Below are 26,613 nucleotides of genomic sequence, written 5' to 3'. Positions count from 1 at the left end.
CTCAGACCAGACCCTGGCGGGAACCGGATGCCCTAGTCGTCAGCGAGCAGGCGGCGCACCACGGCATCCGCGAGCAAGCGACCGGTGAGCGTCAGCTCAACCGTGCCAGAGAGTGCAGCACGCGGATCGACCAGCTGGTCTGCGATGAGTCCTGCGACCTCGAGCCTGCCTCGCTCCGACAGCGAGTCGATGCGAATACCCTCACGGATGCGGCTGGTCAGGAGAACCCGCTCGACCTCGCGGGTTGCGTCGTCGAGGGTCTCACGGCCGGCAGCTGGCGAGTGTCCGGCGAGCACCCGGTCTGCGTACGCTGCCGGGTGCTTGACGTTCCACCAGCGCAGTCCACCGACGTGGCTGTGGGCGCCGGGGCCAACGCCCCACCAGTCCTGGCTGCGCCAGTACGAGAGATTGTGGCGTGACCTGTGGTCGACATCCGTTGCCCAGTTGCTCACTTCGTACCAGCCGTAGCCGGCCTCCTCAAGCATCCTGTCGGCCATTTCGTACAGGTCGGCCTGGTGATCTTCGTCGACGGGAGCGATTTCGCCGCGCTTGATCTGCCGGGCGAGCTTGGTGCCGTCCTCGACGATGAGCGAATATGCGCTGATGTGGTCTGGGCGCTGCGCGATGGCGTGCGTAAGACTCGTGCGCCAGTCGTCGAGCGCCTCCCCCGGCGTGCCATAAATGAGGTCGAGACTCACATCGAGGCCGACATCCCTGGCCCACTGCACGACGAGTGGAATGCGCTCTGGATCGTGGGTGCGCTCCAGCGTGGCGAGCACGCGCGGCACCGCAGACTGCATGCCGAACGAGACACGGGTGAAGCCGGCCTCAGCGAGGGAAGCGAGGTAGGCGGCATCCACTGAGTCTGGGTTGGCTTCTGTCGTCACCTCTGCGCCGTCGGCGATTCCGAAATTGGAACGGATGGCGTTGAACATCTTGACCAGGTCAGTGACCGGCAGCAGCGTCGGCGTGCCACCGCCGAAGAAAACGGTCGCGGCCTCCCGAGGGGCGACACCGGACTCGGCGAGAATCCGGGCACCTGACTCGACTTCGATCACGGCCTGGCTGGCATAATCGCTCTGCTTGACGCCGCGCAGCTCGGTGGCCGTGTAGGTGTTGAAATCGCAGTAGCCACAGCGCACCCGGCAGAACGGCACGTGCAGGTAGACGCCGAAATCGCGTTCAGCGGATCCAACCGCGGCGGATGCCGGAAGGAGTCCGTCGAGAGGTGCGGGGTCGCCGAGGGGAAGTGCACTTGGCACGTGGTTTACGCTCCAGACGCGGGGTGCAACGCCCGCAAGTACTGCTTGGTGATTTTTGCCTGCTGGTACCGGAGGATCGGCGCCACCAGCTTGTACTTCAGCGTGCTGGGCTGCGAGAACGACCGGATGGTCAGCCAGACGGAGTCGTCTTCGAGCTTCTCAACGACGAATGACTCTTCGCCGCTCTCCGGGTGCCCGGCCATGGTTCCGTACGCAAAGCCGATCTTGTTGGCCTCGTCGATGACGTAGACCACGCGAACCGGTGCGACGACATTGAACGGGCCTGCCTTGATGGACAGCTTCGCCGTCATGCCGTTGGCGATGTATGGGGTGCCGTCATCGGCAAAGGTCGCTTCATTGACCGGATGCCGCTGGTCGCGCGAGGGAGAGCCATCTTCGTTGAACGCGATACCCGCATACTGCACGCCGGTGCCGACTTCAAGGTCGGTGACCTCCATGCCGCTTCCGCGCTGCACGCCCCAGGTCATGAGCGACGTCGCTGCCGCCCTGAATCGGTCGCTACCGCTACCGAGCTTCACCGTGCTTTCGGCCGGACGGTACCCGGCTGGCGGGAACGTCATGAGGTCGGCAGCCAGCGTTCCGCCGATCGCACCGTAGGTAACAGATGCATCGGTGAAGGTTGCGCGGCGCATCAGAGTACGTCCCGACCGTCTGTACGGGCGAGGCCCGACTGCGTGACGAACGACAACTGCTGATTCATGAAAAAACTCCCGCTTGCGCTTGAACTACTACGTCAAGGGTATGCGACGAACCCTTGGCGTTGGTCGCGTGTGCCGGCACGCAGCACAATGGGCTGCCTGGACCCAGTCCAGACAGCCCGCCGAAAACCAGCTGCTACTTCTTGTCCTTCTTCTCCGTGTCTCCGGTAAGAGCTGCCACGAAGGCCTCCTGCGGAACTTCCACGCGGCCGACCATCTTCATGCGCTTCTTGCCTTCCTTCTGCTTTTCAAGCAGCTTGCGCTTACGGCTGATGTCGCCGCCGTAGCACTTGGCAAGGACGTCCTTGCGGATGGCGCGAATGCTCTCGCGCGCGATGATGCGTGCGCCGATGGCAGCCTGGATCGGAACCTCGAACTGCTGGCGAGGGATGAGTTCGCGCAGGCGCGTAGTCATCAGCACGCCGTATGCGTATGCCTTGTCGCGGTGCACGATGGCGCTAAACGCGTCGACCTGCTCGCCCTGCAGCAGAATGTCGACCTTGACCAGGTCGGCTTCCTGCTGGCCGGTGGGCTCGTAGTCGAGCGAAGCGTAGCCAGCGGTACGGCTCTTCAGCTGGTCGAAGAAGTCGAAGACGATTTCACCGAGCGGCATCGTGTAGCGAATCTCGACGCGGTCCTCACCGAGAAACTCCATGCCGAGCAGAACGCCTCGGCGGCTCTGGCAGAGCTCCATGATGACGCCGACGTAGTCCTTCGGCGCGAGAATAGCGGCCTTGACGACCGGCTCCTCAACCTTGGAAATCTTGCCGCTCGGGAACTCGCTCGGGTTGGTGACCGTGACGGTGCGCTTGTCGTCGGTGGTGACCTCGTACGGCACGCTCGGCGCCGTGGCGATCAAGTCGAGGTCGAACTCGCGCTCAAGACGCTCCGTGATGATCTCGAGGTGCAGCAGACCGAGGAAGCCGCAGCGGAATCCGAACCCGAGGGCAACGGATGTCTCGGGCTCGTAGACGAGAGACGCATCAGACAGCTTGAGCTTGTCAAGCGCCTCGCGCAGGACGGGGAAGTCACTGCCCTCGATCGGGTAAAGACCGGAGAAGACCATGGGCTGCGGTTCGGTATAGCCGGGAAGGGCAACGGTCGCGGGCCTGGCCGCCGTCGTGACGGTGTCACCGACCTTCGACAGGCGCACGTCCTTCACACCGGTGATCAGGTAGCCGACCTCGCCGACGCCGAGTCCGTTGCTCTGGGTGGGCTCAGGCGAGCTCACACCGATCTCCAGGATCTCATGCGTGGAACGCGTCGACATCATCTGGATCTTCTCGCGCGGCTTCAGTTCACCGTCGATCATGCGCACATACGTCACCACGCCGCGGTAGCTGTCGTACACCGAGTCGAAAATCATGGCGCGAGCCGGTGCGTCAGGGTCGCCGACGGGAGCCGGGATCTGGCTGACGGCCAGGTCGAGTAGCTCGCTGACGCCCATGCCGGTCTTGCCTGACACGCGCAGCACGTCTTCTGGCTTGCCACCGATGAGGCTGGCCAGCTCTTTGGCGTACTTCTCAGGGTCGGCAGCCGGCAGGTCGATCTTGTTCAGCACCGGGATGATCGTGAGGTCGTTCTCGAGTGCCAGGTACAGGTTGGCCAGCGTCTGGGCTTCGATGCCCTGCGCTGCGTCAACGAGCAGGATGGCACCCTCGCAGGCCGCAAGGCTCCGCGAGACCTCGTAGCTGAAGTCGACGTGACCAGGGGTGTCGATCATGTTGAGCGCGTAGGTCTTGCCGTCGAGCTCCCAGGGCATGCGAACGGCCTGGCTCTTGATCGTGATGCCGCGCTCGCGCTCGATGTCCATGCGGTCCAGGTACTGGGCACGCATGGAACGGTCGTCGACGACACCCGTGATCTGCAGCATCCGGTCGGCAAGGGTGGACTTGCCGTGGTCGATGTGGGCAATGATGCAGAAGTTACGGATGAACTCGGGGGCAGTTGCGGCCGGTTCAAGCGCTGTGTGAGCTCTCGGTGACATGATCTGCCAATTGTCCCATGAGAGGGCGGCTCCCGGTGCCGCACCTCACTTCGAACTTTGCACGTGCGTCCGGCAACAGGGTTTCACTCTTTTGATGGATGCTCGCTCACACGTGCGCTGGTTAGGCTGATCGCGATGTCCACCTCAGATGCCATGCTCATCAGCAGGCTGCCGCATTCCGCCTTGACTCCCGTCTTGACGGGCCTGCGCATTGCGCTGCACATGCTGATCGTTGGGCTCACCGCATTCGTGATTCTGCGCGCGGCGTTCGGCGTCTGGCCGTATCCAGCGCTCGTCATCACGCTCGCAGTTGTCTTCCTCGCCACGTATGTCGGTGGCAATGTCCTCCTCACGGTGCGCGCCGACCGCTGGATCGTACCGGTGTGGCTGCTGGTTTTGATGATCGAATGGCTGGCGCTCACGTTGCTGGCCTCCGATGCCGCGTACATCGTCTTCCCCCTCTTCTTCCTGCAACTCCACGTTCTTCCGCTGCGCTGGGCGATCCCGGCCGTTGGCGTCAGCGTGATCCTGGCGATCTGGGCGCTCACCTGGCACCTGGGCTGGAACCTCGGTGCAACGCTCGGGCCTCTCATTGGCGCCGGTGCCGCGGTGGCGGTTGGCCTCGGCTATCGCGCCCTCCTGCACGAGGCCGTCGAGCGGCAAGCGCTCATTGCCGACCTCATCGATACACGGGCGGAGCTGGCCGCGACGGCCAGGGCATCAGGCACCGCCGCAGAGCGGGAGCGCCTGGCGCGGGAGATCCACGACACGGTGGCCCAGGGTCTGTCGAGCATCCAGCTGCTGTTGCACGCCGCTGAGCGTACGGTGACGGATGCCACGGCGCTCGAACACCTGCGACTTGCGCGGGAGACCGCGGCGATCAACTTGCGGGAGGCCCGCCGCTTCATCCGGGAACTCACGCCGCCAGCCCTCGACGCCCAGACGCTGCCCGCCGCCCTGGCGCGGCTGGCTGAGGGGGTGTCGGCATCCGCTGCAACCGTGAGCGGCGAGCCTGGAGCAGCCCGGGTGTCGGTCATCGTCCACGTCACCGGCGAACCGGTGCCGTTGCCGATGCGCCTCGAAGCCACGCTGCTGCGCATTGCCCAGGGCTCGCTCGCCAATGTGGCCCAGCATGCCCGTGCAGACAGGGCCGAGCTCACGCTCAGCTATATGCCTGACTCCATCGCCCTCGACATCGTCGACAACGGCGTCGGGTTCGATCCGGCAGGGCCGCAACTGGCCGGGCGGCCGGACTCATTCGGCCTGCGCGCGATTCGCGCCAGGGTCGAACAGCTCGGCGGCACCTTCGTGCTGGAGTCGGCACCGGGCAGCGGAACCGCCATCGCCGTCACGTTCCCGCTCGACGAGTCGATCCACACGCCACTCGCTGACGCGCCGCTCACTGACGCGCCGCTCACTGACGCGCCGGCCGACCTGTCCATGCCACCTGTCGACGCGCCACCAGCCGCCACCCCACTCAACACGGAGCCCTCATGATCCGCCTGCTCATCGCCGATGATCACCCTGTCGTGCGCGCCGGCCTGCGGGCGCTGTTCTCCGCCGAGCCCGACATGGACATCGTCGCCGAGGCATCGACAGCAGAACATGCCGTCGAACTGGCCGCAGAGCTCGACATCGACGTCGTGCTGATGGACCTACAGTTCGGCGGAACCCTACAGGGCGCTGAAGCCACCCGGCGCGTGCGGGCACTCCCCCAACCACCGCACGTGCTCGTGCTGACCAACTACGACACGGACGCCGACATCCTGGGCGCCGTCGAGGCCGGTGCCAGCGGATACCTGCTGAAGGACGCGCCCCCTGCCGAACTCGTCGCAGCCGTTCGCGCTGCCGCTGCCGGCGAGAGCGCACTCGCGCCCGCCATCGCCTCCCGGCTCGATCCGAGCACCAGGGAGCCGGAGACGCAGCTGACCCTGCGCGAAACGGAGGTGCTGACGCTGGTGGCGGGCGGGCTTTCAAACCGACAGATCGGGCAGGAACTGTTCCTCTCCGAAGCCACCGTCAAGTCGCACCTCGTACACATTTTCACCAAGCTCGGCGTGAGCTCGCGCACGGCCGCCGTCGTGCAGGCCAGGGCCCTCGGCACGATCAGGAACCCGCAGTAGCCTGCACAGAGGGTGCCACCTCGCCGGCACCTCATGACCACCGGCTGAAAGGTGTGCAGATGACAGACAGCATTCCGATTGTGCTCGTGCACGGCATCCGTGCCTCTTCGACCATGTGGCGGCACCAGGTCGACGCGCTGCACAAGGCCGGCTATCGCGTGCTGGCAATCGACCTGCCGGGCCACGGCATCAACCTCGAGGCTGAGTTCTCAGTGGATGCCGCCCTTGACGCCATCGATGCCGGCATCGACGCCGTCGCAGAGCCAGGCGAACCCGTGATGCTGGTGGGCCTCTCACTCGGCGGATACTTCTCCACGGCGTACGCCGCCACCCACCCTGAGCGCGTACGCGGGCTCGTCGCCGCGGACTGCGCCGCGTTGCCCCTTGGGTTGCCGCTCCGGGGTTACCTCGCGCTGGCCGATCTCATTCACCGGATGCCGGATAAGGGGCTCTGGCTGCACACCACGATCGTGAAACGCACGCTGCCCGCCGAAGCCGCGGCCGATGTGCTGGCCGGCGGGGTGGCCCTCGACGTGATGGCTGCAGGGCTGTCGGCGACCGGAGCGCTCGATCCGCTGGGTGATCTTGCCGCGTATCCAGGGCCGGTGTGGCTGCTCAACGGGCAATTCGACCACTTCCGGCTGCACGAGCGACGCTTCCTGGCGGCCAACCCCCGCGCGCGCCTGGTGATCGTCGACGGGGCGTCTCACCTGGCCAGCCTGTCGCAGCCGGAACGCTTCACGGCAGCCCTGCGCCGCATCGCGGCGGAACTCGACGTGTCGATCCGTCAGGATCCGGCGCCCTCGATTGTCGGCAAGGCCAAATAACTGATAACGTTGCTTGTTGACTTGCGTGATGGGTCCCACCCCACACGACTTTCGCCGCGAAACGCCCCTCTACCGTCTAGCGGCACATCCAATTAGAACCGAACGAGAGCGTATAAACGTGGCAAACATCAAGTCGCAGATCAAGCGTATTGGCACCAACAAGAAGGCCCAGGACCGCAACAAGGCCGTCAAGAGCGAGGTCAGGACCGCCGTCCGCACGACCCGCGCAGCTGTAACCGCAGGCGACAAGGACAAGGCTGTAGCCAGCCTGGCCCTCGCTTCGAAGAAGCTTGACAAGGCCGTCAGCAAGGGCGTCATTCACAAGAACCAGGCTGCTAACAAGAAGTCGGCAATTGCCAAGGCAGTTGCTTCCCTCTAAATAGCACTCTCGCCTTCGGGCGATTTCAATACCCCCGTCTTTCGAGGCGGGGGTTTTGTGCGTTATGGGGCGGGGCTTTGACGCGGCGGTCGGTGCGTAAACGGGCGGGGTTCGGTGCGGCGGGTTTTGCCACGCGGATTTTTGCGTACGACCGTCGCCAAAACAGGAAGTCCTCTCCCAGAGAGCGCGATCCGTCCTGTTTTCGATGACACGAGGACGATTCGTCCTGTTCTCGCGACCGCGCGGCATCCGTGACAGGTCGCCTCTCGGCATCCGCTGCTTCGCGACGCTCCGCATGCCTAGTCGAGCACGTGACGCCTCAACCGCGGGGCAACCATATGGTCGGTCACGGCCCTCTTTCCGCCTCATTCCCGCCGAGAGTCGCCGTTTCCGCCGAGAATCGCTGTTGCAACGGCGATTCTCGGTCGTAACGGCGATCTCAGCGAAGCGGATGCGTGGCCCAGGGGTTCTGAAGGACGGCCTGCGAGGTCTCGAGACGCTCGCTGGCGCTCGCTCCTCGACCACCGAGGTGGTGAATCGCGCAGGCCTACGGGAACCGGTTCGACCACAGACCGGGATGCGGCGGGGTGCGGCCGGGGCCCTAGCAAAGCGCGCAGGGGGCGGGTAGGAGTTAGCTGTCGCCGCGCTGGGCGATGACGCCGATCAGACGCTCGAGTGCGAAGACCGGGTCGCGTCCTGCACCCTTGATGCTGGCATCCGTTTCGGCCAGGACCTGGATGGAGCGGGCGAGACCTTCGTCGGTCCAGCCGCGCAGGTCGCGCTGGGCTCGTTCGACCTGCCACGGCGCGAGCCCGAATTGCGAGGCGAGCTGCCCGCTGCCGCCGCGCACGCCGTAGAGCTTCGCCATGGTGCGGATCTTGCTCGCGAACGCAGCGACGATCGGAACGGGATCGGCACCGGACGACAGGGCGTGACGCAGGGTGATGAGTGCCTCGCCGCGGCGGCCCGCGATCGCCGAATCTGCCACCTTGAACGCGTTCGTTTCGATGCGACCGCCGTAGTACCGGTCGACTGTGGTCTCGGTGATCTCTGACGTTGCATCCGCAATCAGCTGCTGGCAGGCGGCAGACAACTCGGCGAGGTCGTCGGAGAAGGCAGCGACGAGGGAGCGCAGCGCGCTGGCCGTGACCCGCTTGCCGGCGACCTTGAACTCCGTCGACGCGAACTCGTACTTCTCGGCGTCTTTCTTCAGTTCGGCGCAGACGACCTCGACAGCGCCGCCGACGCCGCTCCGCAGGGTGTCGAGCAACTTCTTGCCACGCACTCCCCCGCCGTGCCGAAGAATCACGTAGGTGTCTTCAGCCGGGTTCGTGATGTACTCGAGGATTTCCGCAAGGAACGTGTCGCTGCACTTCTCAACGGATGCCACGCGAATGAGCCGGGGCTCATTGAACAGCGACGGGCTCGCGAGAGTCAGGAGTTCGCCAGGCGCATAGCTGTCGGCCTGGATATCGCTGACTTCAATGCTGGGGTCTTCGAGCTTTAGGAAGTCGCGCAGTTGACGCGTCGCACGCTCGGCCAGGAAGGCCTCCGTACCCGATACAAGCACGATCGGGGCTGGGCGCACCTGATTCCAGCTGAGCTGCGGGATTGCCACTGAGGACTTTGCGCGGCTTGATGCTGCAGGTCGTGTCGCCACTCGGCTCCTCTTTCTCGTGCTTTCCAGCCTAGCCGTGACCACTGTCATCCATTCCCAGCTTGCCGTGCACAGCCAGCCCCGCCCAGCTAGCGACCGCTGCTGCTGCTACCTGCCAACCGCTCCGTCCAGATGGTGAGGGCATCGCCGTCCTCGTCGGGATCAGAGTCGGGATCGGGATCGGGATCGGGATCGGGATCGTCGGCGGGCGCGATCACGACCAACCCCCGCTCGTCCGTGCGGAACTCGGTGGTGCGCGTGCTCTCCAGCAGGTCAAGCAGGCGCGGCGTCGGATGCCCGTATCCGTTATCACGACCAACCGAGATCACCCCGACTCGCGCGCGCAGCCGCTGGTAGAGCAGGGCACTCTGGTCGCCGGAACCGTGGTGGGCGACCTTGACCACATCAACAGGGGCCGGGTGCGACGCCGTCCAGAGCGCATCCTGAGCCTCCTCTCCCAGGTCGCCAAGAAAGATTGAGCGGATGCCGCGCCCCTCGAACGTGACAACAACGCTTCCGTCGTTCCCCGTCTCAAACGACGAATCAGGCAGCGGCCAGAGCACCTCCCACCACAGTTCGCCGAGTTGGCCGGCGTCACCCTTCGCCGCCTCCCGCACGTCAGCCGCACCGGCGCGCAGGCGGGCTTGCACGCGCTCGTCGGTGGCTGAGGCCGGCTCGCCCACCAGCGCCGTGTCGACCATCCCGAGCACGGCGTCGAGCCCGCCGACGTGGTCCTGGTCGTAGTGGGTCAGCACCAGGAGGTCGATGCGCGTGATACCAAGTTCGACCAGGCAGTCGTCGAGCAGCGCAGGGTCTGGTCCAACGTCGACGAGCGCGATCTGGCTTCCGTCACGCACGAGTACGGCATCGCCCTGCCCGATGTCGCACGCAGCGATCTGCCAGTCAGCGGGGAAACTCGTCGTGCGCCCGATGAGCGAGCCGATGCCGGTTCCTGCGTACCCGGCGACGAAGGCGGCCAGCACGCAGAACCCCGCCGCCCTCGCTATCTGCGTCGTCCGACGCCCGACACCGGCAGTCCGTGTCAGGAGGAGCGCCAGCGCCAACGCCGTCAGAACTATCAGCGATATGACACCAACCACGCCGCCCACCCACGGCAGCCTGCTGCCCGGAAGCTCTGCCGTGAACCTGGCCGTCGCCGCAATCCACGACGACGGCCACCACGCAACATGCAACACCGCGTTGGCCACACCGGGCAGGAACGGCAGGAGCAGACAGGCGAGGAGACCGAGCATTGTGGCCACTGGAGCGGCCGGCGCCGCGAGCAGATTCGCCGGAACCCCATACAGGGCGACGGTGGGGCTGAGAAGAACGAGCACCGGCTGGCACGCCAGCTGCGCCGCCAGAGGCAGCGCAAGGAGTGCTGCCAGTCCCTGCGGCATCCAGCGCCCGAGCGCGTGTGCCAGCGGCGCTGCGAGCACCAACAGACCCGCGGTCGCCAGCACCGACAGCGCAAAGCCGTAGTTGCGGCTGAGCCAGGGGTCTGAGATGAGCAGGATGATGACGGCCAGGAGCAGGGCAGGCACTCCTCTGCCCGGCCGGCCGGCACCCAGTGAGAGCATCACGATCGTCGCCATGACCGCAGCCCGCAACACACTCGCCTCCGGTGTGACGAGGACAACGAACCCAACCAGCACCAGCAACGAGAGCGCGATGCGCAGCCCCCGACGCAGGCGCAGGTAGCCCCCGCAGACCATGATGATGGCGATCACCAATGCGCAATTCGCACCGGATACAGCCGTTAAATGACTGAGTGAACTCTGCTTCATGGCCGCGTCGAGGTCATCCGTCACCGCCGATGTATCCCCGATCGACAGACCGGGCAACAGCGCGCTACCGTCACCGCCCAGCGTTGCGGCGGCCGCGGAGAACCCGGAGCGCAGGCCGTTGGCCCACGCGAGCCACCAGGCTGGCGGCGCGCGCGCCTCTGGCGGGTTCGTACCGAAAAGCAACACAGCGGCTGCATCGCCCGGCGTGGTCGCCTTCAGGGTGCCGGTCAGCGAGAGGGTTGCCCCGAGCTCGTAGCGGGAAGCCGGTTCGCCCGCTTCGAAGAAGATCACCGCCGGCACGGCGACTGCGTGCACGCTGTGACCGTCGCCGCCCGCGCCGTGACCACCGTTCCGTGTCAGGCTGACGATCGTGCCCCGAGCTCTGAGTTGGACGCCACCTGCGCCAAACTGGCCGCCACCCATCGTGCCACTCGCCACGGGCACCGACTGAAGTACGATCTCCACGCTCGGGCTGCCATGAGTCTCGATCACCTGGGCCACCACGGCCGGCATACGAGTGGGTCCTCTCACAGCAACAACGGACGCCACGAGCCCCGCTCCCGCGAGGCTCACGCCGAGTACAGCGATCATGGCGAGTCCGCGAGCTGACCGCGTACCCGAGTGGCGGTGACGGCGGGATGGCCGCGGGAGGGCGCGCCGGGGTCCGCGCGCCGAGACTGCGAGCAGCGTGGCAGTCACTGCGGCCGCAGTCCCGAACGCGATCGCAGCAGACGCCGCCCCGCCGGGGAAGCCAATCAACAGCGCCGCCACCAGCCAGCACGCTGCCGCCGGGACAGCAAGCCGCGCGTCGACCCTGGCCGTCACAGGGACCCCGGGGCTTTCAGCGAATGGACCTTGTGACGTGCTGGGTGCACCATCTCAGCAGGCTAAGTCGAGGCGGGTACCGGCCCTCGACCGCGCAGACACCTGTGTAGACCTCGCGTCGAACACCGCATGTGGAGAAGCAGGAGGGTTCGAGGGTGGTGGATCCCAAACCGCTGCAGTTCAGCTTCCGCTCACTCTGACGGCTGGGACAGAAGCAGGCCGCGTTCGCCGAAGACCTTCTTGGCGACGAAAGTAGCGTTCAGAGCCTTCGGCATGCCGCAATAAACGGAAGCGTGAAGCACCGCTTCGACGATCTGATCTGGGCTGAGCCCGACATTGAGCGCTGCGTTGAGGTGCACCTCGAGTTGGGGTTCGCATCCGCCGTGCGCGGTGAGTATTCCGATTGTCACCAGTTGACGGTCACGTGGGGCAAGGACAGGTCGCTCGTACATCTCGCCTCGGTCAGTCGAGAAAGGCTCGGGCGCGGCCGCACTCGGGGCACGTGCGATACGCGTAGCTCGCTGGCCCGAAGTCGAAACTGCCATCCTCGCTCACAGCGCCACCTTTCACTTTAACGACACCTAAACGCCGACATCCGGACTTTGCTCGCTTCGGTCGCTTTCCGCACTCGATGCTAAGCCAACCGACCGTTCGGTTTTCCATCAAGGACCTGATGGATGAACTGGCCTCTAGACTGCCCAGCTGCTGTGAATTGTTCCCAGACGTCAGGCGGGCAAGCGGTATACCACCACTGGACGCCGCCCTTCGGGAACTCCACGTAAATAGTTTCTGTTTCCGCGTCGTACGCTTCAGCGACGATACGGGCTGATGCAACTGGTCGCCAGTCAATTGTCATTTTCTCTCCTGTTCATAAATGCCCCGCCACCGAGCCAACGCACCACTCACGTCTCGCGTTCCAGCGTTGGTGCGCCACGGCTCGAGAGAAGGATCCTCGGCCAGTGGGAGGGGATTCGGTCGGTCGAGGACAACGCGAGTTGGTAATACGAGTGCTTCGCCACTGATGATTGCCTCGCCCGTTCTAAGGGAAGGGAGTGTTTCCGCAAGCCCGGCGACACTGTCGGGTAGAGCTGTCCGAATTCTGCCTTGGTCAGCGCTGTTACTCAGACGCAGGGCAATGATGGTCCCACACTGCGCCAATGCCGTGTCTGGCAGGTCGGACGGCCGCTGAGTCACGAGCATAAGTCCGACACCGTACTTTCGGCCTTCCCGAGCTATTCGATTGGCGGCATCTCGTGCAATGGGTGCCGCCTTGTCGCCTAAGTAACGGTGGGCTTCCTCAAGCACGATGAGAATAGGACTTGGGCGACCGATACCCTCGATTCCACTTGGCGTTCGTATCGCGACGTCGAAAAGCAGTTTTAGAATGACGCCGATGGCCAATTCGGCGGCCGAATCAGGTACGCCATTGAAGTCGAGGACTGATACTGGCATTGTCCCCCCGATCCAGGAGTTGACAGCGTCGACGAGTGGGTCGGGCCCGTCGACAGTCCCAGCTGGCTCCAACATGAATGCCAAGCGAGGGTCAAGGAGACCGAGGCGGAGGAGTTCCGGGGTGCTCCCGTGTACACCGAAAAAAGGACCCTGCATGGGAGGACTTCCGGCGGGCCCGTGGGGGGTGTAAGTCGCCGACGTCAGGGTTGACGCGTCTCCCGCGACTTCCAAGCAGATTGAATCTGGATTTGCTTTGGCTTGCCGAGTTTCTTTGTTCTCAGAGTCCAGCTGCAGCCATGCCTCGCGGATATCAAACGGCACTGGTGTGTCTGCAGTAATGGCGTGTGGATCGAGGTGGAGCCAAGAAGCCGCATTCACGAATTTGCGTCGCTCTTCAGCGACCAGGGTCGCCCACGTTTTCTGCGTCGTCGGACCTCCGGTGGACCCGGTGAAGGCCCGCAAGATGTCCTCCGCTGGGAGCGCCCAGTACGGTACGTGTAGCCGGCCATTTTCTGGGCCAAGGACTGATCTAACGGACGCATGTCCATACAGCGCATGAGAGTATTCGCCATGGCTGTCGATGACCACGATGTTGGCTGCAGGCCAGTGCCCATTGGCAAAGCTCTGCAGGAGTGACGCGACTGCGCTTGTCTTTCCAGAACCTGTAGAGCCAACGACGGCCGAATGGCGAACGACGAGTTTGTTGACATCGAGGGCGATAGGAACTGTCTCCGCAGCTGACAACCGACCAATGCGAATGTGCGAGGTCGATGCAGGAGGATAAACGGCTTCCAGCTCCTCCCTCCGGGCGAAATGGACGGGATCGTCAAGACCTGGATAGGAACCTACGCCGCGTCGAAATTGCCTCGTTCCCCTATCGACCTCACCGAGGAGTTGCACTTGCAGCCATCTCTCGCCCGCCGAGGAACTCTCGCGAGGTCCTAGGCCAGCAGTCAGCTCTGATATGCCTACGAGGGTGACGGTGGCGATGAGATCTACCATTCCCTGAGGCATTCGAACAAGAGAACCGATTTGTCCGATTTGCTGCAGCTGCCCGCGGTAGATGGGCGCGATTCCGGCAAGGCCAGGATCCAGTTCCACTGTTATTTGCGAGCCAAGAACGTGTCTCACGCGACCGACATAGGTCTCGTCCCTATCCGGCATTCGAGACCCCAACTTGTCGACTCTGGCTGTCCAAGCTGGAGTCCGAGGAACTACGCGACAAGAAGCTGGCCAGGTTGCGGAAGTCTCCAAGCCCGCAAGCAGTCCCGTTCCAGATGTCATCGGGAAGAGTCACGCCCTCACCGGGACCTTCCCAGGGGGCACGAAGACCACCGATGATGGCCTCAGTTTGGGTGATCACCTGAAGATTCGGCGTCTGCATCGCCTTTTCTGCAAGGTTGCCTGGGATAGCCGAATAACAGAATGCAATGAACTCCGAACGCGGTCGGCGAGCCGCTGCATCGAAGAAGAGCTCGTTCAGGTGATCATCAGCCCACGAATAGCCCGATACGAGGAACAGACTTTCGGGTTCGTTGAGTGCGCGCCGGAGTCGGTCCTGAAGCACGACGAAGGGCATGCGGCGGGATTCCTCGTATTTTGCGTCTGAGGGAAAAATGGCAGCGACCTCATCGTGGGGAACGGTGGCACCCAGCCGCAGGACCTCACCCGCTGGATGAGTCTGATCCCAGGTCCAGTTCACCGAACCATGCAGCTTCCAGAGTCTTGCGAAGAAGGGCGGCAAGAGGACTTCTGAGTCGCTCTGGGTTGCCTCGACCATGTCTGTCCGGAACCGTGCTTTCCACGTCCCAACAAACCCGTCGAAGTAAGGAACGCCTCTCGCTTCCAACGCTGCCTCTAGCACGCAGTCGTAGTTGACGGTGAACAGCTCGATTGGCCGCAAGTAGTCCGCACGAGCGACCCAAGCCGCCAGCTTGTTGACGGGTTCCATATCAGCATCGACCGCGGATAACTCTTCGATGATCAGTCTGCAAATTGCCAGATCGAGCTCTTTCGCTTGCTCCAAAGTGAGGCCGTCAACCACGTCGTCTTCGTCAACGACCGCCTGGATCCGTCTCAGCCGGCTAAGGGCCTGCTCAAGATTGCGGGACGATGTGAGGCGCTCGAAGGATTCGAGCTGTTCGCCTTCCAGCCCGGCCGAGATGTTCGCCGTCAGCAGGACGACATCGGGCAGGCCGCACGCTTTAGAAGTGCCAGCTCCGAAGAACGTGCATACGTGCCGCGATCGTGTGGCGAGCTTCGCGCTCAGTCCTCCGGCGAAACTGGCGACGTTGTGAGTGAGCATGATTCTGAAGGTATCGGATGTTCAATGAAGATCCTGACGAAGGCCCACAACCTACAGATACACGACGCGGCTAAGCCGCTATCAGGACATTCTCCTGAACCTACGGCATCTCAAGGGATGCAGCTGCAGTTTTACGCCGATATTGGTGATGATTCGATTTCAGTTGGCTTGGTTAGTGTGAGCGCTCCGGCTCAGCGTGTGCCCTCCTTTGGGGGGAGGACGAAGCCAAGACCGCTCGCATGAGACGAGCGCCGAGCCATTGACTCAAACATTCGTGGTGTGGAATGGACATGTGAGACTCACCCCAGATGTTGACGTGCCAGAACTGCTCATTTCAGCCGCGCTTGATGGCACGCTTGTGCTCTTTGTGGGCGCCGGAGTCTCCTTGAACGCGCCGTCGAACCTTCCGCTCTTCAACGGGCTTGCAGAGAAACTCGCACGCTTGAACGGCGAAACCTACTTCGAGAAAGAGCCAGCGGACGCGTACCTCGGCCGACTCATAGACCGAGTGCCAGTGGTTCGCGAACAGGCTAAGAACATCATTGGATCACCCGGCTCACTGCCCAACGCGAACCACAATGCGATCGTGCGCCTTGCCCGTCATTCCGCCACGACAAGGCTTGTAACAACCAACTTCGATGAGCACCTCACCGCCGCCGCCGCTCTCGCTGGCATCACACTCGGCGATCGCTTCAATGGACCCGCTGTGCCACTAGCCAGAGATTTCTCGGGATTGGTCCACCTGCACGGCTCTACCTCTCGCCCAGCAACTGAACTAGTTCTGACCGACGGTGATTTTGGGCGGGCCTATCTCACCGATGGTTGGGCGCGCCGATTCGTTCAGGAACTCTTTCTAAATAGCGTCGTGCTGTTCGTCGGCTACTCACACGACGACACCGTAATGAAATACCTTGCCCGGGGCCTTCCAACCTCCACAAATCGGTTCGTTTTGACTCATATGCCCGACGAGACGAAGTGGTCTGACCTTCACATCACACCTGTGAGCTATCCGCCAGACAATAGCCACGCTGCGCTTACTGAGGTTCTTGACGAATGGGCGAACCGTCTCGCTATGGGACAGCTTGGCCACGGCGCGCGCGTGAAGTCCATTGTGCAGGGCGGACCCCCGAAGACCCCCGTCGACGATGACTACATTCGTCATGCAATAACAACGCCAGTTGGCGTGCGCGCATTCGCGGAAGTAGCTCGCGACCGAGAGTGGCTCGCGTGGGCTGAACAACAGCCCGCGTTCATCGCGATGTTCACGGCGGGAAGCCTCAACTCCGACTCGTCAATCCAGCTTGTCCAGTGGTTCGCCGAGTTCTATCTCCTAGACGACGATTCTGCGGATCTCGCCCTGGGCGTCATTGCCAGACTTGGACCCGTGGCGAGCCACGATTTGATGCGGGCGCTAGCGCGGGGAGCCTATCGTCTCCGATCCTCCAACCGAGAACTCTCAATCAAACTGGCGACGCTCATAGCGGCTTGTTTGCGATCCGATGCCGTCGAACCGGAAGAGGGGTGGATGATCCTGCATGGCTCGGCGATTGATGCTGCCTCGGTGATGCCATTTCTACGTCGTGTTGTTCGGCCTCGCCTCGTACTAAGCGCAAGCAAGCCCTGGTTCGCAGAAGAGGACGCAGAGATCCCGCCGAAAATCGACGCCAAAATTGCTTGGTCGGGCAGTGAATCTGATCTCGAGATGATGTGGAAGACCGCGCAAACCGGCTTAGCTTCGATTGCCGTCAGCGTCCTTCATACCTTCGAGCAAGCGCTTCGCGACGCGTACGAAATCCTTCATCGCTTCAATCCTGATTCGAAGTGGGACAGCTGGTCGTTTGGGCGGTCCGCCATCGAAGAACACGAGCAGGACAAATCTCGCACCTTTGAAAGCACCCTAGTTGATGGGCTACGGGACGCTAGCGTCTTGCTCAACTCCAGCGATCCGTCTGACACGCATCGGTGGCTAGCGGACCCATTCGCACTGTTCAGACGCCTGGCAATTCACGGCCTGACAGAGGACACAGAACGCGGGGCAAACTTGAAGATTGACCTGCTGCTTTCAACCGGGCACATCTACGACCACCGCACCAAACACGAGGTGTTCAGGCTCCTCGGCCAGACTGCGGCCGAGCTGGACGTCAACCGTCGAGCACGACTGCTCCAGCGCGTGCTTGAAGGTCCACCGGATTTTGACATCGTCACGGAACAACGTCTTCACCGCCGGTGCATATTCGACATCCTGGAATGGATGTCTCGGTTCGTCAAAGACTGGCCGGATCTCGATACTGCACTGGACAAAATCCGCGCCCAGGAATCGGATATGGGCACGCGTCCACACCCGGATTTTGACGTATACATGACATCAGGAGTGTGGGGCAGCAAGTTGCCATTCGAGGTCGAGGAGTTCGCCGAATTAATCCGGGCTCAAGGCGCAGGCAGAGCACTCAGCGATCTGAACAATCGAGACTACTCAGAGCGAGACTTCGATCAGCCCGTCTGGGACGATGCCTTGTCCCTGATCCGCCAGGTGGTCGAGGCTAACCCAGAGTTGGGCGAGGGACTTCTGGTGGTGGCCGATGGCGATGGACAGACCGACATCGTCTCTGCCGTCCTTCGAGGATGGGCTCAAAGCACTCTTAGTGACTCACTGCTCTCGACGATAACCGACCACGTTGTGCACCTGGTGGAGGACCCCAACCTCGTGCGGGCACTTGCCGAGCTTATGTTGGGCGCCGTGCATCGGAAAGTCGATTCCCGAACACCCGAGCAACTCGCACAACTTGACGGCATGGCACAACAGATATGGGATCGCCACGCTCCCGAGTTCAAGCACCCGGAGTCAGACGACTGGACATTCCTGGCTCTGAACACTTGGCCCGGATTCATTGCGCAGTACTGGATAAACCGTATCCGTCTCCGGTGGCGCGCCAGTCGGGACGATTGGCAGGGGCTTACGGGGAACGAGCAGAGAACGCTCAGCGTCATGCTCCACACGACGTCCACCGCCGGCCAAGGTCCACTCGCCGTCCTTGCAGGAGAGGTCTATTTTCTACACGCGGCAGATCCTGGATACGCGATCAAGGACGTATTCCCTCGTTTCAACAGCGAGATCGACGAACGCGCGTCTCAAGCTTGGACCAGCTTCCTTTACCGGCCACGCCTTGACGACCGCATGCTTGATGACGGCTTTTGGGACCTGTTGGTCAACGCAGACGTCACCGTTCAAGGCCGCGCCGGATCGATGGTCGACGGCCAACATTGGAACGTTCTTGCTTCGATTGTCGTTCATTCCACAGCTAGCTCAGTCAACAAACCAGGCCTCATCGCAAGATTAGCCAGCGACGCGAATTGTGGATTGGCGAGTTTTTTTGACGCGCTGGCCTACAACCTTGAGCAAGTCGAACCCGTAGAAGTACGACGGGTCTGGGACGGCTGGCTTCGCGACACGCTCATCCAACGGTCTCGACTCCTTCCGGGAGCCCTGTCAGACACCGAAAAGTCCTCCTGGGGAGACTTAGCGTTAAGGTCCGGACCGGTTCTTCGAGACGTCCTTGCACTAACCGCTGCCATTCCCGGACCCCTTGGTCCGAAGACTACGTTTCGCGACCTCTCTGACGAGCAGGTCAGAGAGAACTCGAATCTCATTGCCAGCGTCGTGACAGATCGCACCGTTCGAACAACGAGCGCGGATTGGCACGTCGCGTATCAGCTCGAAGCGCTTGTACAAAGGCTCAAGGCGCTCGAGACCGAACCCTCAGGGCTGCGCGCGTTGGTTGAGGCAGCGATAGGCATTGGGATCCACAATGCGGGCCAGTGGATCGACCTCTAACCCGCTGGCCAATCCTCGGGGATTCTGCCGGGGAGCGCAGCGGGCGCCGCCCAGTCAGGGAGGCCAACCAACAGCGCCGCGACCAGCCAGCATGCACACGCCGGGAGAGCCAGCCGCGCGTCAACCCTGGCGGACACAGCGACATTGGGTCTTTTGGCGAGACCTTGCGATGCCGGATGCTCCATCCCCGCAGGCTAAGTCGGGGCGCATACTCACCCCCGACCGCCAGAGACCTGTGCAGACCTCGCGTCGAACTCCGCCTGCGGAGAAGCAGGAGGCGGGAACCGGGGGACTCTGCGGTTCAGCTACCGCTGAGTGCAGGTACGACCCAGCTCGGCTACAACTCAGTCCGACCCCTGGGATCGGAGCAGGCCGCGTTCGCCGAAGACCTTCTTGGCGACGAAAGTGGCGTTCAACGCTTTGGGCATGCCGCAATAGACGGACGAGTGAAGCAGCGCTTCGACGATCTCATCTGGGCTGAGCCCGACATTGAGCGCTGCGTTGATGTGCACCTCGAGCTGGGGTTCGCATCCGCCGAGTGCAGTCAGCATTCCGAGTGTCACCAGTTGACGGTCACGTGGGGCAAGAGCCGGTCGCTCGTACATCTCGCCAAACGCCCACGCCACGACCTGATGACCGAGTTCGGGTGAAATATCTTGCAACGAATCGATGACGTTCTGCCCGGCTGCGCCGTCGATTGCCGTCAACGTTCGCATTCCGCGGGCGAACGCCGCCTCGCGGGCGGTTCGAGCTGCTGTCGTGCCGTGGTCTTGATTCATGATCGGTCCTCTGCTCCCTGTGCGTTCTGCAGTTGCTGTGCGTTCTGCACTTGCTCTGCGTTCTGCAGTTGCTCGTAGTGGGCGATCTTCTCGCCGAGAGCGAGCGCGTTCTGTTGGAGGATTCGGATGTGGTCGGCAAGCCCGTCCGCATGAGTTCGGAGCATCGCAATCCGCTCGGGGATCGACGGGTCGCCCGCCGCTCTCAGACGAGCGAAACGTTGCATATCAGCGATGGACATTCCGGTCTCGCGGAGGCGCAGCAAGAATTCCAGCCACGCTAGATCTGCGGATGAGTATCGGCGCTGATTGCCCGTCGTCCGTCCGACGCGCTCAATCAGGCCCGCCTTCTCGTAGTAGCGCAGCGTGTCTGCCGAGAGCCGAGTGAGCTCAGAGACCTGTGCGATGGTCAGGCTCGCTTCATGTCGTCCGAGCGTTTCATTTGCTGTCATGCCGCGAGCCTAAGACTTGGAGTGCGCTCCAAGTCAAGCCGACCTCGCGTCGTCGCAGCGCGTCACAGCATGACCAGGTCTTTCAGCGCTTCGAAGGTCTTGTCGCCGATACCCGTGATGTTCCGCAGGTCGTCGATGCTGGAGAAGCGGCCGTTGGCATCCCGATAGTCGATGATGCGTTGCGCCATGGCTTCACCGATGCGCGGCAACGTCTGCAGTTCAGTACTCGTCGCAGTGTTGAGATTGACCTTGCCGCCACTCGCGCCGCCCGTGCCTGCTGCGCCCGCTGCACCCGACCCGCCGGCTCCCCCGGCCTGGCCGGCCACTACTTCCCCGACTGCCGGGACGTACAGTTGTTCGCCGTCGGACACCAGGCGGGCGAGGTTGACGCCAGCCGGGTCCGCGTTCCCGGCGAGGCCGCCTGCCGCCGCGATGACATCGATCACCCGAGCGCCCTCGCCCAGTTCGAAGAGGCCCGGGTTCGCCACCGCGCCGAGGATGTGCACGAATACCTGCGGCTGGCCACCGGCATCCGTGCGCCCGCCATCTTCGCCAGCCTGACCCGTCGCATCCGCTTCCGCCTGCGCCGTCGACTCGTCGGTCGCCGGCATGATCGTTGAACGATTGCTCTGCGCACCGACGGCAGAGATCACCACTGACGCAGCGAGAGCGACCACCAACACCACGATCGCCGCGCCGATGCCCCAGCGCCACCGTGCACCATGGCTGGCACCCCGGCCGGGCGCCAGACGGGCGAATGGATCTTCCGGTGCCGCGGGGTGCTCCATTCCAGCAGGCTACGGTCGCCGAACCCGGTCCCCGCGCCGGTCGTCGCGCCTGTGGACTGCCGTCACCGGGCACATTCTGTGGAGGGGCGAGGGCACGCTCCCCGATTGGGGGGTGACCGATTCCTCGCGCCAGCCCGTGCTCCTCAGTACATTCAAGGGGCTCAGTACATTCCAGGGGCACTCACTCATTTAGCCGATGCGGAGTGTGCGTATCGGCGCCGTCGCCGAACCTGCGCACGTCACATGGCCGGTATTCGGGGGAATTCATGCAGAACGACGCATTCACGTCACCGCGCAGGTTAGCAGCAGGCGGAGGGGTTGCCGCGCTCTCGCTGGCGCTGGTTCTCATCGGCACATCGCTTACTCCAGCTTCGGCCGCGACGCTCGATGTACCCGCCGACTCCCCGGCCGTGGACTCCTCAACATCGGTGGACGTTGAAGGCACAATTGTCATCTACTCCGGTCGTGACCTGACGCCAGGTGCAGGAGCAGAATCCCTGCTGCCCGACATCATCAGGCTGCGCACCACAGACGGTCAGTCCGTCTTGATTGACGGCGCGCTGACCGATGGCGTCGTCAGCGGCAGCACATTCGTCGGCACCGTGGCGATCCCCGCCAGCGACGCACCGGAGATCGCAGACGCAGTGCGCCTTGAACTTCCCGATGCAGAGCTGAGTGAGGCTCCCGTCGAGAGCACCTCAGACCTCGGCCAGGAGATCCTGGCCGCAGCAGAAAGCCTGGAGACCACTCTCACCGTTACGGCCGGCAGCATTACAGCCCCGCTGGCCGCGGCCCTTGTTGCTCCGCTTGCCCACACCGTCGACGTCGCAATCGTCACCGAAGCCGGCGGAGACATCGTAGTTGCAGACTCCGTCGTCTCCACGCTCCTCCAGACGCTGAGCGGCTACTGGGCGACACAGTCAGCCGGTCAGGTTGCGAGCATTGCGAAGCCACTCCCCGTCAAGCGACTTGTCGATGCCGACGCCTGCGACCCCGATCTGGCGTGGGAGGTGGCCGCAACCGCATTCGGCGACCCCAGCCAGGACAGCTACTTCGCCGACACAGGTCGGCACCTCATGGTGATCGTGCCGGATTCCTGCGCAAACGGAGACGGTATCGGCTGGGGCACGGTCGGAACGCTGAACTCTGGCGGAGTCATCTGGGGCACATATGTCGACTACGCGGCAGCAGAGCTCCTGGCTCACGAATTCGGCCACAACCTCGGGCTGAACCACTCCAACGGCCACTTCTGCCCCGACATGACCGTTGAAGGCGCCAACCTGGGCAACGGCACGTTCTCCAACGGATGCTTCGACGAGGAGTACTTCGACCCATACGACGTCATGGGTGCAACCTTCGGTACCCCGGCGCTCTTCAACGCCCAGATAACGGCGTTGAACGTCACCCAGAAGAGCCAGCTGGGTGCGCTCAGCCCCAGCGAGCTGCCGACGGTGACCAGTGCGGTCGGCACAGGGACGAGCACGCAGTCCTTCGCGGTGAACCCCGCCTCTGCGACCTCCGGCCTGCGCGGGCTGCGCGTGATCGATCCACGCACCGGAGAGGCCTACTTCATCGAGTATCGCTCAGGCACCGGGATTGACGCCGGCTCGATCTATGCGTCATCCAGAACCATTCCGACGCTGCACACCGGCGTTCGAGTGCTCCGCCTGCGCGCTGACACCTCGTCGGCGGTGCTGACGGTGCCAAACAGCGCGGGCGTGGGCGGTCGCCACTTCGCGCTTCGCGCGTCCGAATCCCTGACGATGGCATCCGGTGGCCTGTCAATCAGTGTCACGTCGCTCGGGGCAACCGCGGCGGTGACGCTCTCGTTCGGCGCCTGGAAGCCGTCGGTCGATCGGCTCTGGGGCGACGACCGCTACACAACGGCCGTGAGCATTTCGAAAGCCGCATATCCCGGCACCGCGTCTGTCGTCTACATCGCGACGGGTGAGAACTATCCTGACGCTCTCGGAGCGGCACCGGCAGCAACGAAGGAGGGCGGCCCGCTGCTGCTGGTCCAGCCAGGCAAGCTCCCCGACGTCGTGGCCACCGAGATCCGACGACTGAAGCCGGGAAAGATCGTCGTGGTCGGTGGACCGAACGCAGTGTCAGACGTCGCCCTGTCCCAGATCAAAGCGCTGGTACCGAACACGATCCGGCTGTCAGGTGCCGACCGCTTCGAGACCTCACGGCTTGTCGTCGGGCACGCCTTCCCTGGCGCCGTCGGCGCAGCCTACGTTGCCACGGGATTGAACTTCCCCGATGCGCTGTCTGCCTCTGCTGCAGCAGGCACAGCGGGAATTCCCGTCGTCCTCGTTGATGGAGGCGCAGCATCCGTTGACAGCGCCACCACGACCATGCTGGCCGCCCGGAAGATCACCTCACTCACCATCGTCGGCGGCCCGAATGCCGTGTCAGACGGAGTCTCCCGGTCGCTGTCTGCCGTTGGGACGGTTGCCCGCATCAGTGGAACCGACAGATTCGACACGTCGCAGAAGCTGAACAAGGCTGCGTTCTCCAGCGCCAGCCACGTGTATCTCGCCACCGGGATTGCATTCCCCGACGCACTCGCTGGCGCGGCACTCGCCGGCGCACGGAAATCACCGCTCTACGTTGTGCAGCCCGGCTGCATTCCGCCGGCGATTCGCGCCGACCTGGTGGCGTACAGCACGCCGGCCGTGACGCTGCTCGGTGGCCCCAACGCACTCAGCGAGAACGTCGCAGCGATGAAGGGGTGCTAGGCCGTTCGAGCGGGTGAACGCCCCAACACAAACGCGCCCGCCCGACTGCATGACAGCAGCCGGGCGGGCGCGTTATCGCTGGGAGCGGGTGACTAGGCGGCGGGCGCCGTCACGATACTGACCATGCGGGGCTCCCGCACAATCACCTTCACGATGCTGCGGTCGCCGACAGAGCGGATGACGGATGCCGACTCACGGGCCAGCTTCTCCAGCTCGTCGCCGGAGATCTTCGGGGAGACCTCCAGGCGGTCACGAACCTTGCCGTCAACCTGGACCACTGCGGTCACGGATTCTTCGACGAGCAGGGTCTGGTCTGGCTTCCGCCACGGCACGAGTGCCACCGTCGCCTCGTAGCCGAGGTGCTCCCACATGTCTTCAGCCGCGTACGGCGCGAACAGGTTGAGGGTCATGGCCGTGACCTCAGCGGCTTCGCGCACCGCGGCATCCGCAGCACCTGCACCGGTGTCGATGACCTTGCGGGTCGCGTTGACGAGCTCCATGAGACGGGCAACCACCACGTTGAACTTGAAGGACTCTACGAGGCTCGGCGCGTCAGCGAGGAAGCGGTGGGTGACGCGGCGAAGCGACACATCTCCGGTCTTCCACTCGACGTCGGGAGCGCTTGTCACGTCACGCGCAACGCGCCAAGCGCGGGCGAGGAACTTCGCAGAGCCAACCGGGGACACGTCAGCCCAGTCGATGTCGTCCTCAGGCGGGCCGGCGAACGCCATGGTGAGGCGGATGGCGTCAACACCGTGACGGTCGACTTCCTCGGTGAAGTACACGAGGTTGCCCTTGCTCTTCGACATCTTGGCGCCGTCGAGGATGACCATGCCCTGGTTGAGCAGGGCGGTGAACGGCTCGGTGAAGGAGACGTAGCCGAGGTCGAACAGCACCTTTGTGATGAAGCGCGCGTAGAGCAGGTGCAGGATTGCGTGTTCAACGCCGCCCACGTACTGGTCGACGGGCGCCCACTTCTCGGCTTCCTTCGGGTCGAACGCCTTGGTGTCGTCCGTCGGGTTCAGGAAGCGCAGGAAGTACCACGAGCTGTCGACGAAGGTGTCCATCGTGTCGGCGTCGCGCTTGGCCGGGGTGCCATCGATCGGGTTGGTGACGTTGACCCAGTCGGTCGCGCCACCGAGCGGCGATGTACCCTTCGGCTTGAGGTCGAGACCTTCGGTCGGCGGCAGCAGCACGGGCAGCTGGTCTTCTGGAACCGGAATCTCGGTGCCGTCTTCGCCGTGGATGATCGGGATCGGGGTGCCCCAGTAACGCTGGCGGGAGATCAACCAGTCGCGCAGACGGTAGTTCTTGGCTGCGCGGCCGGTTCCGGCTGCCTCAAGCTGCTCAATGATGCGCTTGATCGCGGTGTTCTTGCTCATGCCGTTGAGCGCGCCTGAGTTGATCAGGCGGCCTTCGCCGGCCAAGGCGATGCCGGTGGATGCCGGGTCGAGCGGCGGCAGTTCTTCGTCGCCGGACAGCATGGCCTCGGTGACAACGGGGATGACCCCGGTGACCGGAGCCAGCGTGTCGACGACGACGCGAACGGGGAGGTCGAACTTACGGGCGAAGTCGAGGTCGCGCTGGTCGTGCGCAGGCACGGCCATGACGGCGCCGTGACCGTAGTCGGCCAGCACGTAGTCTGCGGCCCAGATCGGCAGGCGTTCGCCGTTGACCGGGTTGATGGCATAGCGGCCGAGGAAGACACCGGTCTTCTCACGGTCGGTGGCCTGGCGCTCGATCTCGGTGCTGTTCTGCACCTGGACGAGGTAGCTGGCGAATGCCGTCTTGATCTCGTCTGACGAGTCGGCGACGAGCTCAGCCGCGAGGTCGGCATCCGGTGCAACGACCATGAACGTGGCGCCGTGCAGGGTGTCTGGGCGGGTGGTGAAGACGCTGACGGGCTCGTCGCGGCCTTCGATGACGAAGTCGACGTCGGCTCCGATGGAACGGCCGATCCAGTTGCGCTGCATCTGCAGCACCTTGGTCGGCCAGCTGCCCTCAAGCTGGTTGAGGTCGTCGAGCAGGCGGTCGGCGTAGTCGGTGATCTTGAAGTACCACTGCGTGAGCTTCTTCTTCACGACAACGGCGCCGCTGCGCTCACTCGTGCCGTCGGCCAGCACCTGCTCGTTGGCGAGCACGGTCTGGTCTACCGGGTCCCAGTTGACCCAGCTGTCCTTGCGGTACGCCAGGCCCTTCTTGTACATCTGCAGGAACAGCCACTGGTTCCACTTGTAGTACTCAGGGTCGCTGGTGTGAATCTCTCGCGACCAGTCGAAGGAGGCCGCGTAGAGCTTCATGCTCTTCTTCTGCTGCGCGATGTTGTCGTAGGTCCAGCCGCGCGGGTCGATGCCGCGCTTGATGGCGGCGTTCTCAGCCGGCAGGCCGAAGGAGTCCCAGCCAATGGGGTGCAGCACGTTGAAGCCCTGGTGGCGCCAGTAACGGGCCACGATGTCACCGAGCGCGTAGACCTCTGCGTGGCCCATGTGCAGGTCGCCTGAGGGGTACGGGAACATGTCGAGCACGTACTTGCGCGGGCGGGTGTCGTCTGGGTTGTTCGTATTGAACGGGTCAAGCTCCTCCCAGATCGGCTGCCACTTGGCCTGGATGGCAGCGAAGTCGTAGACCTCTTCGTCGCTCTCAGGTCCGTTCGATGCGGTGTCGTGCTCGTGTGCCACGTGACTCTCATTCAGTGCGGTGA

19 protein-coding genes are annotated in these 26,613 nt (G+C 63.6%); 6 read left to right on the top strand and 13 right to left on the bottom strand.

Features of this window, described 5'->3' with window-relative positions; genetic code table 11:
* Positions 1–32: 32 nt before the first annotated feature.
* The 3 genes from hemW to lepA all read right to left on the bottom strand — a co-directional run bounded on the left by hemW (position 33) and on the right by lepA (position 3,968).
* On the bottom strand, positions 33–1,262 hold the full coding sequence (gene hemW / locus AC25Y4_RS03040) for a radical SAM family heme chaperone HemW (protein WP_488118891.1): 1,230 nt from the start codon (positions 1,260–1,262) through the stop codon (positions 33–35).
* A gap of 5 nt (positions 1,263–1,267) precedes the next feature.
* Positions 1,268–1,915 (bottom strand): DUF1990 domain-containing protein, encoded by a 648-nt coding sequence (locus AC25Y4_RS03035; protein WP_488118890.1) that lies wholly within the window; start codon positions 1,913–1,915, stop codon positions 1,268–1,270.
* Between the two features lie 202 nt (positions 1,916–2,117).
* Complete coding sequence (gene lepA / locus AC25Y4_RS03030; protein ID WP_488118889.1) at positions 2,118–3,968, bottom strand: translation elongation factor 4; 1,851 nt, start codon at positions 3,966–3,968, stop codon at positions 2,118–2,120.
* Positions 3,969–4,103: 135 nt separating this feature from the next.
* Here lepA and AC25Y4_RS03025 point away from each other — a divergent pair, with 135 nt between their 5' ends.
* The 4 genes from AC25Y4_RS03025 (at position 4,104) to rpsT (ending at position 7,297) form a co-directional block, all read left to right on the top strand.
* Positions 4,104–5,465 carry a sensor histidine kinase gene (locus AC25Y4_RS03025; protein ID WP_488118888.1) on the top strand — a complete coding sequence of 454 codons (1,362 nt, stop codon included), beginning with the start codon at positions 4,104–4,106 and terminating at the stop codon, positions 5,463–5,465.
* Positions 5,462–6,091 (top strand): response regulator, encoded by a 630-nt coding sequence (locus AC25Y4_RS03020; protein ID WP_488118887.1) that lies wholly within the window; start codon positions 5,462–5,464, stop codon positions 6,089–6,091. Before AC25Y4_RS03025 ends, AC25Y4_RS03020 begins: the two co-directional genes overlap by 4 nt.
* 59 nt (positions 6,092–6,150) lie before the next feature.
* Positions 6,151–6,918 carry an alpha/beta fold hydrolase gene (locus AC25Y4_RS03015; RefSeq protein WP_488118886.1) on the top strand — a complete coding sequence of 256 codons (768 nt, stop codon included), beginning with the start codon at positions 6,151–6,153 and terminating at the stop codon, positions 6,916–6,918.
* A 118-nt stretch (positions 6,919–7,036) separates the two neighbouring features.
* Positions 7,037–7,297, top strand: a complete 261-nt coding sequence (rpsT, locus tag AC25Y4_RS03010; RefSeq protein ID WP_488118885.1) for a 30S ribosomal protein S20 — start codon at positions 7,037–7,039, stop codon at positions 7,295–7,297.
* A gap of 631 nt (positions 7,298–7,928) precedes the next feature.
* On the opposite strand, the gene holA is transcribed toward rpsT, so the two are convergent.
* The 6 genes from holA to AC25Y4_RS02980 all read right to left on the bottom strand — a co-directional run bounded on the left by holA (position 7,929) and on the right by AC25Y4_RS02980 (position 15,323).
* Positions 7,929–8,957, bottom strand: coding sequence for a DNA polymerase III subunit delta (gene holA, locus AC25Y4_RS03005; protein WP_488118884.1), 1,029 nt, complete (start codon positions 8,955–8,957; stop codon positions 7,929–7,931).
* An 86-nt stretch (positions 8,958–9,043) separates the two neighbouring features.
* The gene (locus tag AC25Y4_RS03000) at positions 9,044–11,332 is read right to left on the bottom strand and encodes a ComEC/Rec2 family competence protein (protein ID WP_488118883.1); all 2,289 of its coding nucleotides are present in this window, start codon (positions 11,330–11,332) and stop codon (positions 9,044–9,046) included.
* A gap of 425 nt (positions 11,333–11,757) precedes the next feature.
* Positions 11,758–12,018: a carboxymuconolactone decarboxylase family protein gene (locus AC25Y4_RS02995; protein ID WP_488118882.1), complete on the bottom strand. Its 261-nt coding sequence runs from the start codon at positions 12,016–12,018 to the stop codon at positions 11,758–11,760.
* A 182-nt stretch (positions 12,019–12,200) separates the two neighbouring features.
* Positions 12,201–12,422, bottom strand: coding sequence for a KTSC domain-containing protein (locus AC25Y4_RS02990; protein ID WP_488118881.1), 222 nt, complete (start codon positions 12,420–12,422; stop codon positions 12,201–12,203).
* A complete protein-coding gene (locus AC25Y4_RS02985) occupies positions 12,419–14,020 on the bottom strand; it encodes an ATP-binding protein (RefSeq protein WP_488119514.1) in 1,602 nt (533 codons plus the stop codon). Before AC25Y4_RS02985 ends, AC25Y4_RS02990 begins: the two co-directional genes overlap by 4 nt.
* A 151-nt stretch (positions 14,021–14,171) precedes the next feature.
* Positions 14,172–15,323, bottom strand: a complete 1,152-nt coding sequence (locus AC25Y4_RS02980; protein ID WP_488118880.1) for an SIR2 family protein — start codon at positions 15,321–15,323, stop codon at positions 14,172–14,174.
* 316 nt (positions 15,324–15,639) lie between these two features.
* On the opposite strand from AC25Y4_RS02980, the gene AC25Y4_RS02975 reads away from it, so the two are divergent.
* Positions 15,640–19,155 carry an SIR2 family protein gene (locus tag AC25Y4_RS02975; protein WP_488118879.1) on the top strand — a complete coding sequence of 1,172 codons (3,516 nt, stop codon included), beginning with the start codon at positions 15,640–15,642 and terminating at the stop codon, positions 19,153–19,155.
* 344 nt (positions 19,156–19,499) lie between these two features.
* On the opposite strand, the gene AC25Y4_RS02970 is transcribed toward AC25Y4_RS02975, so the two are convergent.
* The 3 genes from AC25Y4_RS02970 to AC25Y4_RS02960 form a co-directional block, all read right to left on the bottom strand.
* Complete coding sequence (locus AC25Y4_RS02970; protein ID WP_488118878.1) at positions 19,500–19,934, bottom strand: carboxymuconolactone decarboxylase family protein; 435 nt, start codon at positions 19,932–19,934, stop codon at positions 19,500–19,502.
* A complete protein-coding gene (locus tag AC25Y4_RS02965; protein WP_488118877.1) occupies positions 19,931–20,383 on the bottom strand; it encodes a MerR family transcriptional regulator in 453 nt (150 codons plus the stop codon). Before AC25Y4_RS02965 ends, AC25Y4_RS02970 begins: the two co-directional genes overlap by 4 nt.
* Before the next feature lie 62 nt (positions 20,384–20,445).
* Positions 20,446–21,171 carry a ComEA family DNA-binding protein gene (locus tag AC25Y4_RS02960; protein WP_488118876.1) on the bottom strand — a complete coding sequence of 242 codons (726 nt, stop codon included), beginning with the start codon at positions 21,169–21,171 and terminating at the stop codon, positions 20,446–20,448.
* A 266-nt stretch (positions 21,172–21,437) separates the two neighbouring features.
* Here AC25Y4_RS02960 and AC25Y4_RS02955 point away from each other — a divergent pair, with 266 nt between their 5' ends.
* A complete protein-coding gene (locus tag AC25Y4_RS02955; protein ID WP_488118875.1) occupies positions 21,438–23,912 on the top strand; it encodes a cell wall-binding repeat-containing protein in 2,475 nt (824 codons plus the stop codon).
* Between the two features lie 92 nt (positions 23,913–24,004).
* Here the strand turns inward: AC25Y4_RS02955 and leuS are convergent, their stop codons facing one another.
* Positions 24,005–26,590 carry a leucine--tRNA ligase gene (leuS, locus tag AC25Y4_RS02950; protein WP_488119513.1) on the bottom strand — a complete coding sequence of 862 codons (2,586 nt, stop codon included), beginning with the start codon at positions 26,588–26,590 and terminating at the stop codon, positions 24,005–24,007.
* Positions 26,591–26,613: the final 23 nt, after the last annotated feature.

The organism is Leifsonia sp. Y878 (assembly GCF_057669685.1).
Note: the sequence above shows the minus strand (reverse complement) of the source record. Positions and strands in the feature narration are given on the sequence as shown.